Raw genomic sequence first — 17064 nt, forward strand, 5'->3', positions numbered from 1 at the left:
CTTAACTCTCTGAAGCTGATAAGCTGAAAGCTAATATTTGAGAAGCTCAACAAAAATGGAATGGCACGTAACTGATGCTCAAAGTTTAGCAATCATTGATAGTGAAATTGGCACTCATGTCTTTTCTCCCGCAGAGTATGAGATTGTGCGTCGGGTAATCTATGCCACGGCTGACTTTGAGTATAAGTCTTTGATTCGTTTCTCTGAGCGTGCCTTGCAAGCTGGAGCAGCAGCACTAGCCGCACGTACTACGATTGTGGTCGATGTACCGATGGTACAAGTAGGTATTGCCTACGATATTCAAAACACCTTTGCTAATCCGCTGTATTGCAGTATGGAAGCTCTAACGCGTCCCCAAAAAGAAAAAACTCGCGCTGCATGGGGAATAGAAACTTTAGCAAAGCGTTATCCAGAGGGTATTTTTGTGGTGGGTCAAGCGCAAACGGCATTGACAGCACTGGTGGATTTAATTGAATCCGAGGACATTAGACCTGCTTTAATAATTGCGACTCCAGTGGGATTTGCAAATGTTGATGAAGCTAAGGAGCGCTTACAAGACTCTCTAGTACCTCATATTACAATTGACAGTCGCAAAGGGAATGCAGTTGTAGCAGCTGCGATCGTTGATGGATTGGTAGACTTGGCTTGGCAAGCCTATGGACAAGATGGAAATCGAGGGAGCTAGTACCGCAAGGCGGAATTAAAAATTAAAAATTAAAAATTAAAAATGAATACAGCGTAAGCGTTTCATTGATTTGGAATAGGTGGTTTATTTATGCCGTGTTGTACTAGGAAAGTTGACTTTATTCTATTTTGTATCCAAAAGAGTATTCAAAATGACTGGATATCCTGATATTTTTATTAAATAGTGCTAAGAAAGGAGCCTTTTATTGTGGGAATTCGAGGTTTCAGTTTAAGCGCATATCTGGCAATTCCTGTAGGATTAATTCTTTTGGCTAACGCAGAAAGGATAAAAGCATCTTTAGTTGAAACCGTCCGTCAGGTATCTCCTAACCAGGAAATGAGCTTATCTAGTCGCCAGCTAATCAGCACTAATTCAACACCGAAAACATACTATGTTAGTGGTAGTGGAAACGACAAAAATAGCGGACTCTCTACTTCATCAGCCTTTAGGACAATTCAAAAAGCCGCAGACCTCACCAACCCTGGCGATACAGTCTTGATTATGAACGGAATATACACAAATTCACCCAAAGCTGGGAGTGTAATAAGTATTAAACGTTCTGGAACTGCAAATGCTTGGATTAAATATAAAGCATATCCTGGGCATTTACCAAAAATTCGGCATAATGCCTGGAATGCTATCCTAATTTCAAGTGGAGCTTCATATATCGAGATCAATGGGTTGGAGGTCATAGGAAACAATGCCAACATAACCCTTGATTATGCAATGAGTGAGAAAACTAACAAATTAAACCCGCTGACAAGTGGAAACTGTATAAATGCGGATGGACGAACAAGTGGTCATGTTCATCATATTCGTATTCTAAACAACAAAGTACATGACTGTGGAGGAGCAGGTATTTCAGCGATTCAATCGGATTATGTGACGATAGATAATAATGTGGTGTTCAATAATGCCTGGTATAGCGTCTATGGTTGCAGTGGCATCTCGATGTTGAGCAATTGGAATTTTGACAACAACCGGGGATACAAGATGTTTGTTACCAACAATAAGACTTATAACAATCGTATGTACATCCCTTGGATTGCAGTTGGAAAGATTACAGACGGTAATGGCATTATTATCGATAGTACAAGAAATGACAACGACTCCAAATTAAGTGCATATAAAGGACGTACCTTAGTTAAAAATAATCTTGCATTTAACAATGGTGGATCGGGTATTCATGCGTTTTTAAGCGAGCATGTTGATATTGTAAACAATACAGCGGTTTTAAATAATCAGAGTCCAGAAATTAAAGGTGGGCAAATATTTGCTCATACTTCATCTGATGTCAGAATTTTAAATAACATTCTCTATGCTTTTCCTGGGAAGGATATTAATATCAACACTAAAAATCAAAATGTTATTTATGATTATAATATTTACATCAATAGTTCTAAAGTAACTGTTAAAGGGTCTCACGATATTGTTGCAGACTCACAGTTTTTAAGGAAGTATCCTACTCTAGACAAAATATCTAGGGTTTGGAAATCGCGACTAGATAAACAAAATCCGCCAACGCGGTCTTATGTAGAACCTAAATCGGCAGGCTTTGTTTGTGGAACGGTAAATTATCGTTTGCAAGGGAAACTCATTAAAGTTGGATGTTCTCGTTAGGAAGAAGGCAAGAGGTACAACAATACTGTTCGGTTAAGGGAAGAGACGCGATGAATCGCCGTCTCTACAATAATCAGTCTTTTGTCTTGACGGCGATTTATTCAATCTTCTACTCTACGACGCCGCCGACGCGGTTTTTGTTGTTGGTCTTCACGCAAGCGGCGACCAACTTCGTTAAAGAAATCCCGCCGCAGATAAGGATAATCGCTAACCCATAGGTCACGATTAGGAAAGTATATATCGCTAAATTCATCAATACTGCTCAAATCTGAGCGATTTGACATCACTACCATTTCTGCAATTTGACCACGAGTAATAATTTTGTGAGCAGGACGTAATGGTGCGACAAATTCAATGGTAAATCCTGTGTCATCACCAATCTCTAAATTTATCTGTTTTTCCCGATTTTCTACAATCACCAATTCGCCTTTGTTGTTGACTGTTTCTTGTTTACCTACTAACTGGTCTGTAATCCACCAATCTAGGACTCGACCACGGAAAAAACCGCCGTACTTATAACGGCGGCATTGCAAATTCCGCATACTTGCTTGAAACACTGGATACCACAACCAAAAAAAAGCGCTAACTACCCCTAGCACAAATACTATTGAAGCAAACTCAAGCTTGAAAACGACTGTTACAAGCAAAATAACAACTACGGAAACTACAGAAATTAACAGCCGTTGCAAAAAATTTGAGAATTTCCCCCAGTAGTACTTGTACTGCAAACCAGTGGCAATTAGGGGGACAACTTGTTCAAATTTCTGGCGAGTCAGTGGTACTAACATGAGCGCTGAGAGTGTGTTTAAAGTATCTTTTCTAATCCATATACTAACGACTTTAGCGCTAAGACTTTGCGAATCGCTAGTAGCACTCCTGGCATATAACAAGCGCGATCGCTCGTATCATGTCGTAAAGTATAAATCTGTCCGGCTGCGCCAAAAATCACTTCCTGGTGGGCAATCAATCCTGGCAAGCGGACGCTATGAATTCTAATCCCTTCTTCTGCGATACTGCCCCTCGCTCCTGCTAATTTCTCCGTTTCTTCTACAATAGCAGGGTTAAAAGTTTTACCCAATTCTCCTAATAACTGCGCTGTTTGAATGGCAGTACCACTGGGAGCATCAGCTTTTTGGTTGTGATGTAGTTCGATAATTTCTACATGGTCAAAATATTTTGAGGCTGCGATCGCAGCTTGTTGCAACAGTACCATCCCAATGGAAAAATTAGGAATAATTAGACAACCAGTGCTAGCTTTGTCGGCAAAATCTGCCAAGTCTTGAATTTGTTTTGGGCTTAAGCCAGTGGTGCCAACTACAGGACGAATACCGTAAGCGATCGCACTGCGAATATTGTCATAAACTGAATCGGGATGGGTAAAGTCTACAATCACCCCTGGAGGAGACTGTCTGTCACCAGCCACATACCCTAACATCGGTTCTAATTGATTGGTAATCGGCACTTCCAGAGGTTCACTTAAACCCGCCAACTCCCCAGCATCTTTATCTTGATGTTCCAAACTGTGGTCAATTGCACCCACTAGGTTTAAGTCAGCCGCTTGCGCCACTGCCTTAATTACCTCACGGCCCATTTTACCAGCAGCACCGTTGACAATAACCGGGATAGGAGCTTGATTCGTCATAGGTCGAGAAATACTTTTTGAGTCAACAAGGGAATTGTAAAGACTTTCGCGATCTAGTAGCTAGCTTCTCAGTGGTACATATTGCAACAATTGCGGAAAAAAAGTATTAATAATCGTCGTAGCAGAGCGATCGCTCGTGATTATCTCCAGCAAAAACGTGACATAAACTTTGATGCATTCAAGAGCAAATGACCTTGAATGAAAAATTGCGCTTTCAAGGTTCAGCCAACCGCACAGAAGTAGAAATAGATATGTAAACTTATGCGTCTCACTTGATTAATTCTTCACACAATCTGTATTATGTGCAAATACTACTTTTACTCTATCGATTTACCGTAGTATGTGTGCGCTAAGTAAGTAGACAAAGAAAACTTTTATGACACTAACTGCAACACAAATTCAGATTACGCCCACCAAAGCCCCTCTAGGAGCAGTTGTTACTGGTATTGATGCCAGCGTTGCGGCGCAACCAGAAGCGATCCTGCAACTCAAGCAGGCATGGCGCGATTACCACGTCCTGATCTTTAAAAATCAACAATTGACTGACGACCAATTATTAGCGTTTGCGAATTACTTTGGCGACATTCTCCAGCAACCTGCCTATATCCGTAAAAGAGAAACCGAGCCGTACCTGCCGCCCCTTGTACTTACCCTTGCAAATGCCGCCGCCGAAGAAAGTTCGGTCAATCTTGCACCTAACTATCGTGAACTTTTACCCCACATCGATCATGATTGGTTGCCTGCACCATCTAGTGGTTCCTTTTTATATGGTGTAGAACTGCCTGAAAATGGCCCCGATACCTATTGGGTGAATTTGATTCAGGCTTATGAAGAACTAGATGATGCTACTAAAGAGCAAATCGCTGGTTTACAGGTGCGTCATTTTAGTTCTTTTTCAAAGCTGTATAAGGATGAATACTCTGGGCCTATTTACGCAGCCGGTCGTCCTGCTGAACCTGGTGAACGTTTAGCTACCCATCCGCTAGTTCGTACTCACCCTGATACTGGGAAGAAAGTTCTTTTCCTAAATGCAGCTGGAGAGGTGGACATTGTTGATTACGACCCAGTGGAAGGGGCAAAGCTAATCGAGCGGTTACGGGAACACATTAAGCAACCCCACTATGTTTATCAACATGACTGGAGTAAAGGCGATTTGCTTTATTGGGATAATCAGGCAACAGCTCACTACCGTCCAGAATTTGATGCTAATGCAACCCGGATTTTGAAGCGGGTCAGCATTCGAGGAAGTCGTCCTTTCTAAAGTTCAGCTAGCTAAGGGTTGTGAATTTTAGTCATTAGACATCTGGTGAAAAAAAATGTAGAGACGTAGCAGTGCTACGTCTCTACAAGAGTTCTGAGTAACGCATCTTTAATTTCTGGAGATGTCTATTAGTCATCAGTCATTGGTGCTAAGGGAACTCCAAGAAATAAATTATCCAATATTGTGGGGTGGGCAAGATGCCCACCCTATGGACTGGGCGGGCATCTTGCCCACCTCACAAGAGTTAGTTGAATATTTTTTTATTTGGAATTCGATTTCCCTGCGGCTTCAAGCCGGGGGACGAGTTAACGTCAAGATGAGGAGGAAAATCATGGTCAGACCGCAAATTGGAAAGTACTCGATATCCAGACGTGACTTACTTTACGCTTTCTATGGGTTAGTGTCTTTTACTACCTTAGTCAGTTGCGGAACAAACAAAGGTAGTGAAAATAACAGCAGCACAACCTTGAGTACTAATGTCACTAACACTAATAATAAAGCCGCTACCAAGCTGATTCGACTTGGCTACCAAGTTTCCGGGGATCTGACCCACGAAAAAGGTACAATCGAAAAACGGTTGGCTCCTCAAGGAATAGGTGTTACTTGGTCTCAGTTTGTTTCTGGGCCGCCACTCTTGGAAGCCTTAAATGTGGGTAGTATTGACCTGGGCCCGGCAGGTGAAACGCCACCTATTTTTGCTCAGGCCGCTGGTACTAATCTGATTTATGTAGTTAACATCCCGCCTGGTACTGGAGAAGGTTCAGCAATTATTGTGCTAAAGGATTCTCCTTTTCAGACATTGGCAAGTCTTAAAGGTAAAAAAGTTGCTTATTCTAGAGGGACGGCTCAGACCTTTTTTGTAGTGAAAGCTTTGGAAGAGGTAGGGCTGAAAATCAGTGATGTTGAATCAGTGAATTTGCCTGTTGCAGATGGACGAGCAGCGTTTTTGAACAAGACAGTTGATGCCTTTGTCGAAGGCGATCCTAATCTGATCAAGCTGCAACGAGAAGGCAGTATCCGAGTCTTACGAGACGCACAAGGAATTAAGACGCCAGGAAGTTATTACCTAGCTTCACGGGATTTTGCAACTAAGAATGTTGAACTTTTGAAAGCAATTTTGTCAGAGTACTACGAGGTTGGGCAGTGGGCAAATAAAAACAGGCGGGCTGCTGCCGAAATTCTCGCACCGAAGGTCAAGACTGATGTGGATACTATGGAGTTAACACTGGCGAGAAGAAAATATGATATGAAGCCAATTACTGAAGAAGTGATTAACGCTCAACAGAAGGTTGCGGATCTTCTATATCAACTGAAAGTAGTACCGAAACCGGTTGATGTTCGAGGGGCAATTCTAACTACCCAAGAGTATGCAGCGATTGTACCAGATGCCGTTAGAAATAAAGTGTGAACTTTGAGAGAAAAGCTTGCTACAAAGCATTGCCAGTTTACTATCTGTTCTACCCATCGAATGCAAAGAATGTACAACTGGCTGATGTAGCACAATAACTTAGCCAAAATAAGAGGATGAAAAGAGAGGGATGATGCAATAGAGTTATTGTCTTCGTATAAATTTCCCAGCTTGGATGCGATCGCAAACTTTGAAGAGATAGGGCTGTCGTAGTAGAGTTATTGTCTCTCACGACGACAACTCAAAACCTACAAACAGCCCATGATCGTCATTTAATCACTCTTGCAATGCTTGCTACCGCAGATCAACGCTACGACGATGCGCCGAATGAACCAGATAATTCTGGCAATGTTAGCAATGAGCGGTCGAGTCACCATGCCCTTGAATATCTCGTTGGGCAGGGGTTGGTGGTAGTTATCGAACAATGCCCTTGATTCTTGGGACAGTAATACCTTGGGCGACGTTGTTCTGGCTTTTTTTCGTAAACATTTGTGGCGAAAGAATGAAGTATATTTGCTGGCAGGAGATGAAGTTGTAATCAGCAAATAAGGTAAACAGACTTATGGATTAGATAGGTTCAATTCTTGCCTAGCCAGTAAACCGATATCAGGATTATCTTTCTTTGTACTATCATTAGTGAGCGTTGAACAAAGGCAGTCGTTTCCGATTCAGATAGAACAGGTAATCAAGAAAGATACTCAAACAAATAGTACTGCGACAATCGAAAAAGTCTATTATCGCGGCTTTCGATATGTCCATGAAATGTTAAAAATGCTTCCAGAAATCCCTGAGCCTATTTTATTAGCCAAAATTTTTGCCACGCTTACTTCTTTAGGACGTATTCATCCCGCTTCTACCCACGCTGTAACCTCGTAAATTGGCAATCGCTACTACTCAAATTTTACGACCCTACTGGCAAACAGACTTGTTACAGATATTTTTTGAAATAATCGTCAAATGACTTGCTAATAATCTTTTTGAGATATCTCATCAAGCTCTGTAAATAAAAATGACTAACCCTGTTACATAAATCGCAACAATACAGGCTTTGAGTTTTTCTTCAGTAATACTGGGGTTAACTTCATCCATCTGGGGGTAGATTATGTACACTTCGACTAAATTACCGCGCACATCTGCTTTATTTTTAAGTGCGTTATTGGGAGGAGTGATTTTTACCAGTTGCGCCTCTTCTGAACGCTCAACAAGTTCGGCTTTACCTAAAATGGCCGCCGATGGGATGGCAAATCGAGCATCTGCACCGGCTGGTGAAAGCAGTATTTCTCAAAAGGCGGAAGCTTCATCAATAGTTCGTTCTCGTCCCCAACTCATCAAAAAGGCAGCAATCTCTTTGACTGTCAACTCTGTAGATAAGACTGTTGATGCTGTTTCGCAAATTATTAATGAACAGCAAGGGGATTTAATCGGGTTGAGACAACAACAACCCAAAAGTGACAACCCGCGTCACACAGCAACCATACAATTGCGGATACCAGAGAATCTGCTGGAACCTACCTTAGAAAAACTAGCTAAATTGGGCACTGTCGAAAGCCGTAATATCACTGCCGAAGATGTGGGCGATCGCCTCGTAGATTTCCAAGCCAGATTAACCAATTTGCAAAAGACTGAAGCTAATTTGCAAAAAATTATGGATCGGGCTGGTTCTGTGAGAGATGTGCTTAGTGTTTCCCAAGAACTGAGTAATGTCCGCCAAACTATAGAACAAATTGATGCCCAACTGAAAAACCTCAAAAATCAAGTTGCTTATTCCACCATTACGCTGAACTTAGAAGCAGCAGTTTCTAGCACCAGTCCCCAACCTGCTTTAGGTTTGCAAGTTCAGGAAACTTGGAACAACTCTACCCATTCTTTGAGTGCATTTTCTGTTGGCTTACTCAAGCTGGGCATTTGGTTAATTGTTTACAGTCCCTATTTGTTAATTTTTGTTGCTCTTATCTATGGCTTTAGGCGTTGGCGGCGAACTCATTCACCACGTTTGACACAAACACCACAGTCAACTACTTCTGACTAACACTTGCATAAATTCTACATCTGCCTTTGATAAATCTACACAGATAAAGAGAGATTGGAATATTCCAAACTCTTATTGTCTGTACCTTTCGCTTGAAAAATTTTGTTTATCCTGTAGCCTTGATCACTTTAATACTTTTTCAAATGTAAAGAGCAATACAAAATATATGGTGACATTTTTGATACAAATTTGTTAAGAATAGTTACAATAGTCGGCATACTGGATAATATTTCTTATGGTAAATTCACTTGACAATAATCCACCCCATCAAGTAGTTATTGTTGGCGGTGGTTTTGGTGGACTTTATGCAGCAAAAACACTCGCCAAGGCGGCAGTCAAAGTTACCCTAATCGATAAACGTAACTTTCATCTATTTCAACCCCTTTTATATCAAGTCGCCACAGGTGCGCTATCTCCTGCTGATATCTCCTCACCGTTGCGTTCTGTCCTCAGCAAGAGCAAGAATACGAAAGTGCTGCTGGGAGAGGTGAATAATATCGATCCAGAAGCCAAACAAGTCACTGTGGGCGACGAAGCAATAGCTTACGATACGTTAATTGTCGCCACAGGTGCAAAGCATTCCTACTTTGGCAAAGATAACTGGGAAGAATTCGCCCCAGGCTTGAAAACTGTAGAAGATGCCATAGAAATGCGTAGCCGGATTTTTTCGGCCTTTGAAGCCGCAGAAAATGAAACCGATCCCGAAAAACGCCGTGCTTGGTTAACTTTTGTCATTGTGGGTGGTGGCCCAACAGGTGTAGAGTTAGCTGGTGCGATCGCAGAATTGGCAAATCAAACCCTCAAAGAAGATTTCCGCAACATCGACACCTCAGAAGCCAAGATTTTACTATTAGAAGGTTTAGATCGGATTCTGCCACCCTTTGCACCAGAGTTATCACAAGAAGCGGAAGCATCCTTGACGCGGTTGGGTGTGGTTGTGCAGACAAAAACACTGGTAACAAATATTGAAAATGATACTGTTACCCTCAAACAAGGCGATGAAGTTAAAGAAATTGCCTCAAAAACGGTATTATGGGCAGCAGGTGTGAAAGCTTCGGCAATGGGCAAAGTGCTAGCAGAACGCACAGGTGCAGAGTGCGATCGCGCTGGACGGATTATCGTTGAACCTGACTTGAGTATTAAGGGACATCCCAATATTTTTGTAGTTGGCGACTTAGCAAACTTTTCTCATCAAAATGGTAAACCCCTACCCGGTGTTGCACCTGTAGCCAAGCAAGAAGGTGAATATGTCGCAACATTAGTCCAACAAAGGCTTGCAGGTAAAACTTTGCCACCCTTTGCTTATACAGATCATGGTAGTTTAGCGATGATTGGGCACAATTCTGCTGTCGTAGATTTGGGCTTTATCAAGCTGAAAGGTTTCTTTGCATGGCTGTTTTGGCTGGTGATTCACATCTACTTCTTAATTGAATTTAACAACAAATTAGTAGTAATGATTCAGTGGGCTTGGAATTATTTTACCCGTAATCGCGGAGCAAGATTAATTACAGGAAAAGAATCAATTACGGAGTTTGTAATTAGCGATCGCAACAGTTATTCAGCCGAGAATAAACAGCCGCTAAATGTTTAATTAGTCATTAGTCATTAGTTATTTTCCCCCATAGGTGTCAACTTAAGCTGGGAATAGCTTATCTGTTGGCTTCCATGCCCGCCCGGAAATAAATTTTCGGGCTAATAGCTTAAGTCTACTGAAGTAGACTGGAGATTTTTGGCAATACAGCAGTTTGCAACTAAATGAGGTACAGAACCAAGAATTCACAAATCAAATTATTCTTCTGCCTCCTGCCTCAAAACCAGTGACTTTGTACCTCATACAAAAGAAAACTGCTGTATTTAGTCATCTTCAGATGACTTTAGCTATGAGACGGGAATTTCAATTTCCGGCGGACGAGCGGTTTCACGTTAAGTTGACACCAATGTTCTCCCCCTTGCCCCCTGCCTCTTCCCCACTCCCCACTCCCCGCCCTCATAAATTAGCAGTAAGCTATTTGAGGGCGTTTTTCATAATCTAGATAATGGCAACTATTAACGACAACTACCTGAAACTGAAAGCGGGTTATCTGTTTCCAGAAATTGCTCGGCGGGTGAATGTCTTTGCAGAAGCGAACAGTGATGCTAAAATCATCCGCTTGGGCATTGGCGATGTTACCGAACCTCTACCGGAGGCTTGCCGCACAGCGATGGTAAAGGCTGTGGAAGAAATGGGCGATCGCAATACTTTCAAAGGCTACGGGCCAGAGCAAGGCTACGCATGGTTGCGGGAGAAAATTGCTACTCAAGATTTCCAAGCACGGGGAGCCGATATAGATGCTTCAGAAATCTTTATTTCCGATGGTTCCAAGTGCGACACGGGCAACATTCTGGAAATCTTTGGTCATGACAATATAATTGCCGTGACTGACCCAGTTTATCCCGTGTATGTAGACACTAACGTTATGGTGGGAAATACTGGAGATGCCAACGATAAAGGCGAATTTGAGGGTTTAGTTTATCTACCAATTACGGCTGATAACAACTTCACCGCCGAGATTCCCGCAAAGAAAGTCGATTTAATTTATCTCTGCTTTCCCAATAACCCCACTGGCGCAACTGCTACTAAAGAATATCTCAAAACATGGGTAGACTATGCCAAAGCTAATAACTCAATTATTTTCTTTGATGCAGCCTACGAAGCTTACATTACCGATCCGTCGATTCCCCACTCAATTTATGAAATTGAAGGTGCAAGAGAAGTTGCGATCGAATTTCGTTCTTTTTCCAAGAACGCAGGTTTTACAGGAACCCGTTGCGCGTTAACTGTAGTACCGAAAACACTCACAGCAAAAGCCGCCGATGGTTCCGATGTCGAACTGTGGAAACTCTGGAATCGCCGCCAGTCTACCAAATTCAACGGTGTTTCTTACATCATCCAACGAGGAGCCGAAGCGGTTTACTCCGAGGAAGGACAAGCGCAAATCAAAGGATTGGTGAGTTTCTATCTCGAAAACGCCAAAATTATCCGCGAGAAACTCACATCTGCCGGATTATCAGTTTATGGTGGCGTGAATGCACCTTACGTTTGGGTAAAAACGCCTAATGGTTTATCCAGTTGGGAATTCTTTGATAAGCTGCTGCAAACTGTCAACGTTGTGGGGACACCTGGTTCTGGCTTTGGTGCTGCGGGTGAGGGTTACTTCCGCATTTCAGCGTTTAACAGTCGGGAGAATGTCGAAGAGGCGATGAAGCGGATTACCGAGAAGTTTAAGGTGTAGAGCGATCGCTTTTGTTAAACTCAATCTATTAATCTAAAGGTTACGGTAGATATACAGCCCACCGTAACCTGATAGATTTTGAATTTTGAATTTTGAATTGGAGCGTTCGCCCTTGGCGTCTCGTAGAGAAGCGACATGACTGCTGCTATCCTCGTTTTCAAAGCTGTTAGCCAGATGCAGTTAGCACCTGGTAGCACGGTGACAATTCCTGATGTTAGCTGGGAAACCTTTCTATTTATTTACTGAAAGAGGGGAAATATATAAAATCTAATACCAGTCCTAATTTCGAGGATATAGCTATTACTAAGATTATCCCTGCTGCTGTAGAACGTAGTTGGCAAGTAGGAAGTTTTCAAGCTTTAGAAGAATTGGAAGCGTTGATTTAGTGGCTATTCATATTAGCCACTGGATTGAATGGCACTAAAAAAGCTCTAAGCTATGCTCGGTATAGATTACAGGCATTAATGCCATCCTTTCATGATGGCTACTTGTAGCGATATATCACACTCATTACTCCTTACTCATCACTCATTACTCATTACTCCTTACTCATCACTCATTACTCATTACTCATTACTCATCACTCATTACTCATTACTCATTACTCATCACTCTTTAATGTGCCGGATTACTTCAGCAACCGACCAAGCTTGAGCGATCGCTCCTCTGGGTGTGTGAGGTAAATCACCATCAAAAATCTCAGAAATAGAACCAAGACAAGCGTCAAATCGGAAGTGATCTAGCAGTGGTTGCCAATCAAAAGGCAGCGATTGTTGCGGATAAAAACGTTGCCAAGCCCGAATATATGGCCCAATTAGCCAAGTCCAAACAGTACCTTGATGATAAGCGCGATCGCGTTGCTCTTGGTTGCCCTCATATCTCCCTTTATATTCAGGATCTCCTGGATCGAGACTGCGAAGACCATAGGGAGTAAGCAAGCTGGTAGTTGCCAAATCTAATATCTGACACCCTTGCTGTTCAGAAAACCCGCAATGGTGCAGCGACAGCGCCAAAACAGCATTAGGACGAATTTGAAAATTCCGGCGATCGTCCGGCTCAATAGTATCGTACAAATAACCTAGCTGAGAATTCCAAAACTTTTGCAACGAGGCTTTTACAAGTTGTGCTTGTTGAGCATAACGCTGTGATTGCTTCGTGAGACGCACTGGCGAACCATACTCAAGCTGGCTCAAGCGCTCTGCCCACTGACTTAGCCAGCATAAAGCAGAATACCACAATGCATTGATTTCCACTGGCTTTCCGTGACGAGGAGTAACGGGAAGCGATCCAATTACCACATCCATCCAAGTGAGGGCTACACCACGAGTATCCCAACTAACTAGCCCATCAGTAGCATCGACCTGGATATTGAAATGTGTACCACCGACAAATGCTTTGTAGATTTGCTGTACTATCGGAAATTGCTCTGCTAAAAAATCCCAGTCTTGGGTAGCTTCTAAATAAAGTCCTAAAGTTTCAATCCACCACAATGCCGCATCAATACTGTTATAAATGGGTTCACCGTTGACATCAGGAAATGCATTAGGAATCAAACCGTGGCGACAATAATGCCCAAAAGTTCGCAATACTCCTTTTGCCAGATCAAAGCGTTGTGGAACTAGTGCCAACCCCGGTAAGGCGATTAATGTGTCGCGTCCCCAGTCATTAAACCAGTGATAACCAGCAATCACCGTAGGGCCTGCAATTGAGGCTCGATAGACGATAAATTGATCGCTTGCTTTGAGTAGTTGTTGACTGAGTGAGAATTGGGCATGGGAGATTGAAGATTCGTAATTATGTCCCTGCTCCTCTGCTCCCCTACCCCTCTGCTCCCCTGCCCCTCCGCTCCCCTGCTCCCCTGCCCCTCTGCTCCCCTGCTCCCCTGCCCCTCTGCTCCCCTGCTCCCCTGCCCCACTCCATCCAAAAATCTTTGAGAGCCTTTCTTGCTCTGCTTCCACGGCTTCTGCAAAAGTTTCTGGAGCGAGAATACCTGACACCGAGTCGGGAAAACCTACTTGTGCTTCTAGAGTTACTGTATCTCCTGGTTGCAGTGTGACTATCAAGTAACCAGGACTATACAGGTCTTCTTTGTCGCCTAATCCCCGTTTCGTCTCCTCAGATAATCCATAATCCCAATACCAAACGGCATCTGGTTGATAATTTCCCTGTGTCCAGCGTAAGTGCCAAGGTATACCGAAATGCCCAGAATTGATTGCTTGTAGACAGACTTGCTGTTGCCCTAGTAATTGTGAGAACTTTAATTCTTGACTAGATGTCTGCTGGTGGTGAAAGTCACGTTCTGCTATCAACAGTCGCAACCGTAAAATCGCTGTGTGACTTCCCTCGTAGCGATACCGGATTAAAATTCGATGGCAAAATTGTGCATTGGGTATAAGAGGCAGAGGGGCGGAGGGGCAGAGGGGCAGAGGGGAAAAACTTTCTGCAACTTCTCCCCTGCTCCCCTGCTCCCCTGCTCCCCTGCTCCCCTGCCCCTTGTCCCCAGTCCCCAGTCCCCAATCCCCAGCCCCCACCAACCCATAAGGCATCACCAACTCTCTGGTTAACTGCCAGTTATCTTGACCCCAAGTCCATTTTGGAACTGGGTTAATATCAAAATTGCGTAGAAGTTCGTAGCCTGTTCGCTCAATCTGATTTTTACCCCAAAAATTTGTCCCTAGTGATACAACGCTCCCTAATACCTCCAAACTAGCTTCTAGGTGCGAAAACAGCAGAGTCCTCCCAGAAGGCGGGTTTGTCGCGGCAAACAGCCAGCCATGATAAGTACGCGTGCGGACACCAGAAACAGTACCACTGGCAAAACTTCCTAAGCCATTGGTAAGCAACCATTCTCTTGTATCTAAATCAGGCATTTGCTACTCAAAATCGTTATGAGTATGATATAGTCGTAACAGATCGTAATTAAACTGTGAGAGCGTGGATGGGTGAGTTTTACTTGACCCGAATTCCAACGCTACTAAACCGATAAAGGAGAATTAGGTTAATGTCCCCTACTTACGGAACCGAAGGAAGCCTCCGCGTTGGTCAACAAGCTCCCGATTTCACAGCAACCGCTGTGGTAGATCAGGAATTTAAGACAATCAAACTTTCCGATTATCGCGGTAAGTATGTCGTCCTGTTTTTCTACCCACTAGACTTTACCTTTGTTTGTCCTACTGAAATCACAGCATTTAGCGATCGCTACGAAGAATTCAAGAAAATTAATACTGAAGTCCTTGGGGCTTCCGTTGACAGTGAATTCTCCCACCTCGCTTGGATTCAAACAGATCGTAAATCTGGTGGCGTTGGCGACTTGAATTATCCTCTAGTCTCCGACATCAAGAAAGAAATTAGCGCCGCTTACAACGTTCTTGACCCAGCAGCAGGCATTGCCTTGCGTGGTCTATTCATCATCGATAAAGATGGTATCATACAGCACGCCACCATTAACAATCTAGCTTTTGGTCGTAGCGTTGATGAAACCCTACGGACATTACAAGCAATTCAGCATGTTCAGTCTCACCCCGATGAAGTTTGCCCAGCTGGTTGGCAACCTGGTGACAAAACAATGAATCCCGATCCAGTGAAGTCTAAAGTCTACTTCTCTGCTGTCTAAATTTAGCTAGCAAACTCTAATCCATATTGTTGGAGTTGAAAGCAAAATCAATAAAAACCATAGATAAACAGAGATATACATTCAACAATGTCAACCTCCGTATATATCTATGGTTTTTTCATTAAATGGTATTCAAACAATATCAATTTGAAAAATTAATACATTTTCAGTATTAATTATTACTGAGAAAATGCTCAGAAGCGTGTCCAATAACTCTTTAACAATCCAAAATCCAAAATCTGAAATCTAAAATTGTATTATGCTTACTTCAACTGATTTTCGGGGCTTATTAAATGAGCGTTTCTTCCGTAATTTTTTACCAGTTCCAGCTAGTAATAAACTCAGATTGGGAGTGGGAACACCAGATTTTCAATTACCAGATATTACTAACGGAAGATTAGTAAAATTGTCTGATTATAAAAGCAAGCAACCTGTGTTAATTGCTTTTACTCGCATCTTTACTGAAAAGCAATATTGTCCCTTTTGTTTTCCTCACATCAAAGAGTTAAATGAAAACTATGAACGATTTAAAAAACTTGGTATAGAAGTTTTAATGATTACTAGCACCGATGAACGGCAGAGTCAAATAGTTGTGAGAGATTTAGGCTTGCAAATGCCCTTACTGAGCGATCCTAGTTGTAGAGTATTTCGTACCTATCAAGTAGGACAAGCACTGGGAGCGCCTTTACCAGCCCAGTTTATATTAGATAAAGAAGGAAAACTCCGCTACTGGCATTTATTTTCTTTTCTGGATCACAATGCTAGTGTTGAGACATTGTTAGAGCAATTGAATTGAGTATAAAGTGTAAAATTGGCATTGTCCGCCTTACTTATAAAACTGTGAGGTTTTCTCATGCTTACACTTCATCACGCGTCGATTTCTCCCAACTCACGCCGCGTCTGGATTACTCTACTGGAAAAAGGACTTGAGTTTGAATTGGTAGAGATAAAACTGGATGGAGAGCAGTTTAAACCGGAGTTTTTGACAATTAACCCTTTCCATCATATTCCAGTGCTGGTGGACGACGGCTTTAATGTAGTGGAATCCCTAGCAATTCTGGACTATTTAGAGGCAAAATACCCTACGCCTGCGATGTTGCCTAAAGATGCCAAGGATTTAGCGATCGCACGTATGGTACAACTGGTAACCGTGAATGAACTTTTGCCAGCAACCACCACATTTCTACCTCAGTATCTAGGCTTGCCTGGAGGAGATGCAGAAAAAATCGAGAAGGCACTGCATAAAATTGCCACAGTGCTGAAGTTTTTTGAAAATTTATTAGACGATCGCCCTTACTTTGCTAGTCACAACCTCACTCTTGCTGAAGTTGTGGCTGGAACTGTAGTAAATGTGCTGCCAAGTGTAGGCATTTCCTTAAGTGAATATCCAAAATTAAATGCTTGGTGCGATCGCTTAGTGGCACGTCCATCGTGGCAAGCTACCGAGGCTACACCGGAGACAATAGAAGCGTTTAAGTCCATTTTAGTAGCGAGAATGGCGCAGTAAATTCATACCTAATGAATTTAGAGACGC

At 42.6% G+C, this 17064-nt stretch carries 13 protein-coding genes and 1 pseudogene; 11 read left to right on the forward strand and 3 right to left on the reverse strand.

Going from position 1 to position 17064, the window contains the following annotated elements; translation table 11 throughout:
• The first annotated feature begins 55 nt into the window (after positions 1-55).
• Together V7L31_RS17075 and V7L31_RS17080 are read left to right on the forward strand one after the other, a co-directional pair.
• Positions 56-685 (forward strand): precorrin-8X methylmutase, encoded by a 630-nt coding sequence (locus V7L31_RS17075; RefSeq protein WP_334697340.1) that lies wholly within the window; start codon positions 56-58, stop codon positions 683-685.
• Positions 686-952: 267 nt separating this feature from the next.
• Positions 953-2305 carry a right-handed parallel beta-helix repeat-containing protein gene (locus V7L31_RS17080; RefSeq protein WP_334697341.1) on the forward strand — a complete coding sequence of 451 codons (1353 nt, stop codon included), beginning with the start codon at positions 953-955 and terminating at the stop codon, positions 2303-2305.
• A 101-nt stretch (positions 2306-2406) separates the two neighbouring features.
• Here V7L31_RS17080 and V7L31_RS17085 read toward each other — a convergent pair whose 3' ends face one another.
• Positions 2407-3093, reverse strand: a complete 687-nt coding sequence (locus V7L31_RS17085; protein ID WP_334697342.1) for a phosphate ABC transporter permease — start codon at positions 3091-3093, stop codon at positions 2407-2409.
• 17 nt (positions 3094-3110) lie between these two features.
• Positions 3111-3947 (reverse strand): 4-hydroxy-tetrahydrodipicolinate reductase, encoded by an 837-nt coding sequence (dapB, locus tag V7L31_RS17090; protein ID WP_334697343.1) that lies wholly within the window; start codon positions 3945-3947, stop codon positions 3111-3113.
• Positions 3948-4323: 376 nt separating this feature from the next.
• Between dapB and V7L31_RS17095 the strand changes: the two genes are divergently transcribed.
• From V7L31_RS17095 to V7L31_RS17120, 6 genes and pseudogenes are all read left to right on the forward strand, one after another.
• On the forward strand, positions 4324-5208 hold the full coding sequence (locus V7L31_RS17095) for a TauD/TfdA dioxygenase family protein (RefSeq protein WP_334697344.1): 885 nt from the start codon (positions 4324-4326) through the stop codon (positions 5206-5208).
• A gap of 121 nt (positions 5209-5329) precedes the next feature.
• Complete coding sequence (locus V7L31_RS17100; protein WP_334697345.1) at positions 5330-6616, forward strand: aliphatic sulfonate ABC transporter substrate-binding protein; 1287 nt, start codon at positions 5330-5332, stop codon at positions 6614-6616.
• A gap of 318 nt (positions 6617-6934) precedes the next feature.
• A pseudogene (locus V7L31_RS17105) lies at positions 6935-7348 on the forward strand (transposase); the annotation flags it as partial.
• 370 nt (positions 7349-7718) lie between these two features.
• Positions 7719-8645 (forward strand): DUF4349 domain-containing protein, encoded by a 927-nt coding sequence (locus V7L31_RS17110; protein WP_334697346.1) that lies wholly within the window; start codon positions 7719-7721, stop codon positions 8643-8645.
• Between the two features lie 235 nt (positions 8646-8880).
• A complete protein-coding gene (locus tag V7L31_RS17115; protein ID WP_334697347.1) occupies positions 8881-10236 on the forward strand; it encodes an NAD(P)/FAD-dependent oxidoreductase in 1356 nt (451 codons plus the stop codon).
• Between the two features lie 445 nt (positions 10237-10681).
• A complete protein-coding gene (locus tag V7L31_RS17120; RefSeq protein WP_334697348.1) occupies positions 10682-11917 on the forward strand; it encodes an LL-diaminopimelate aminotransferase in 1236 nt (411 codons plus the stop codon).
• A 608-nt stretch (positions 11918-12525) separates the two neighbouring features.
• Here the strand turns inward: V7L31_RS17120 and V7L31_RS17125 are convergent.
• Positions 12526-14787, reverse strand: coding sequence for an amylo-alpha-1,6-glucosidase (locus V7L31_RS17125; RefSeq protein ID WP_334697349.1), 2262 nt, complete (start codon positions 14785-14787; stop codon positions 12526-12528).
• 131 nt (positions 14788-14918) lie between these two features.
• Between V7L31_RS17125 and V7L31_RS17130 the strand changes: the two genes are divergently transcribed.
• The 3 genes from V7L31_RS17130 (at position 14919) to V7L31_RS17140 (ending at position 17037) form a co-directional block, all read left to right on the forward strand.
• Complete coding sequence (locus V7L31_RS17130; protein WP_334697350.1) at positions 14919-15530, forward strand: peroxiredoxin; 612 nt, start codon at positions 14919-14921, stop codon at positions 15528-15530.
• Positions 15531-15789: 259 nt separating this feature from the next.
• Positions 15790-16326 (forward strand): peroxiredoxin family protein, encoded by a 537-nt coding sequence (locus V7L31_RS17135; protein ID WP_334697351.1) that lies wholly within the window; start codon positions 15790-15792, stop codon positions 16324-16326.
• Positions 16327-16383: 57 nt separating this feature from the next.
• Complete coding sequence (locus tag V7L31_RS17140; RefSeq protein ID WP_334697352.1) at positions 16384-17037, forward strand: glutathione S-transferase family protein; 654 nt, start codon at positions 16384-16386, stop codon at positions 17035-17037.
• Positions 17038-17064: the final 27 nt, after the last annotated feature.

This window comes from Nostoc sp. (assembly GCF_036916655.1).
GTDB lineage: Bacteria > Cyanobacteriota > Cyanobacteriia > Cyanobacteriales > Nostocaceae > Nostoc.

Excerpts from the sequence above, each read along its gene's own strand:
- V7L31_RS17100 (WP_334697345.1), top strand. The coding sequence starts at position 5,330 with ATGTCTATTAGTCATCAGTCATTGGTGCTAAGGGAACTCCAAGAAATA.
- V7L31_RS17095 (WP_334697344.1), top strand. The coding sequence starts at position 4,324 with ATGACACTAACTGCAACACAAATTCAGATTACGCCCACCAAAGCCCCT.
- V7L31_RS17130 (WP_334697350.1), top strand. The coding sequence starts at position 14,919 with ATGTCCCCTACTTACGGAACCGAAGGAAGCCTCCGCGTTGGTCAACAA.
- V7L31_RS17125 (WP_334697349.1), bottom strand. The coding sequence starts at position 14,787 with ATGCCTGATTTAGATACAAGAGAATGGTTGCTTACCAATGGCTTAGGA.
- V7L31_RS17075 (WP_334697340.1), top strand. The coding sequence starts at position 56 with ATGGAATGGCACGTAACTGATGCTCAAAGTTTAGCAATCATTGATAGT.
- V7L31_RS17120 (WP_334697348.1), top strand. The coding sequence starts at position 10,682 with ATGGCAACTATTAACGACAACTACCTGAAACTGAAAGCGGGTTATCTG.
- V7L31_RS17115 (WP_334697347.1), top strand. The coding sequence starts at position 8,881 with ATGGTAAATTCACTTGACAATAATCCACCCCATCAAGTAGTTATTGTT.
- V7L31_RS17110 (WP_334697346.1), top strand. The coding sequence starts at position 7,719 with ATGTACACTTCGACTAAATTACCGCGCACATCTGCTTTATTTTTAAGT.
- dapB (WP_334697343.1), bottom strand. The coding sequence starts at position 3,947 with ATGACGAATCAAGCTCCTATCCCGGTTATTGTCAACGGTGCTGCTGGT.
- V7L31_RS17135 (WP_334697351.1), top strand. The coding sequence starts at position 15,790 with ATGCTTACTTCAACTGATTTTCGGGGCTTATTAAATGAGCGTTTCTTC.
- V7L31_RS17140 (WP_334697352.1), top strand. The coding sequence starts at position 16,384 with ATGCTTACACTTCATCACGCGTCGATTTCTCCCAACTCACGCCGCGTC.
- V7L31_RS17085 (WP_334697342.1), bottom strand. The coding sequence starts at position 3,093 with ATGTTAGTACCACTGACTCGCCAGAAATTTGAACAAGTTGTCCCCCTA.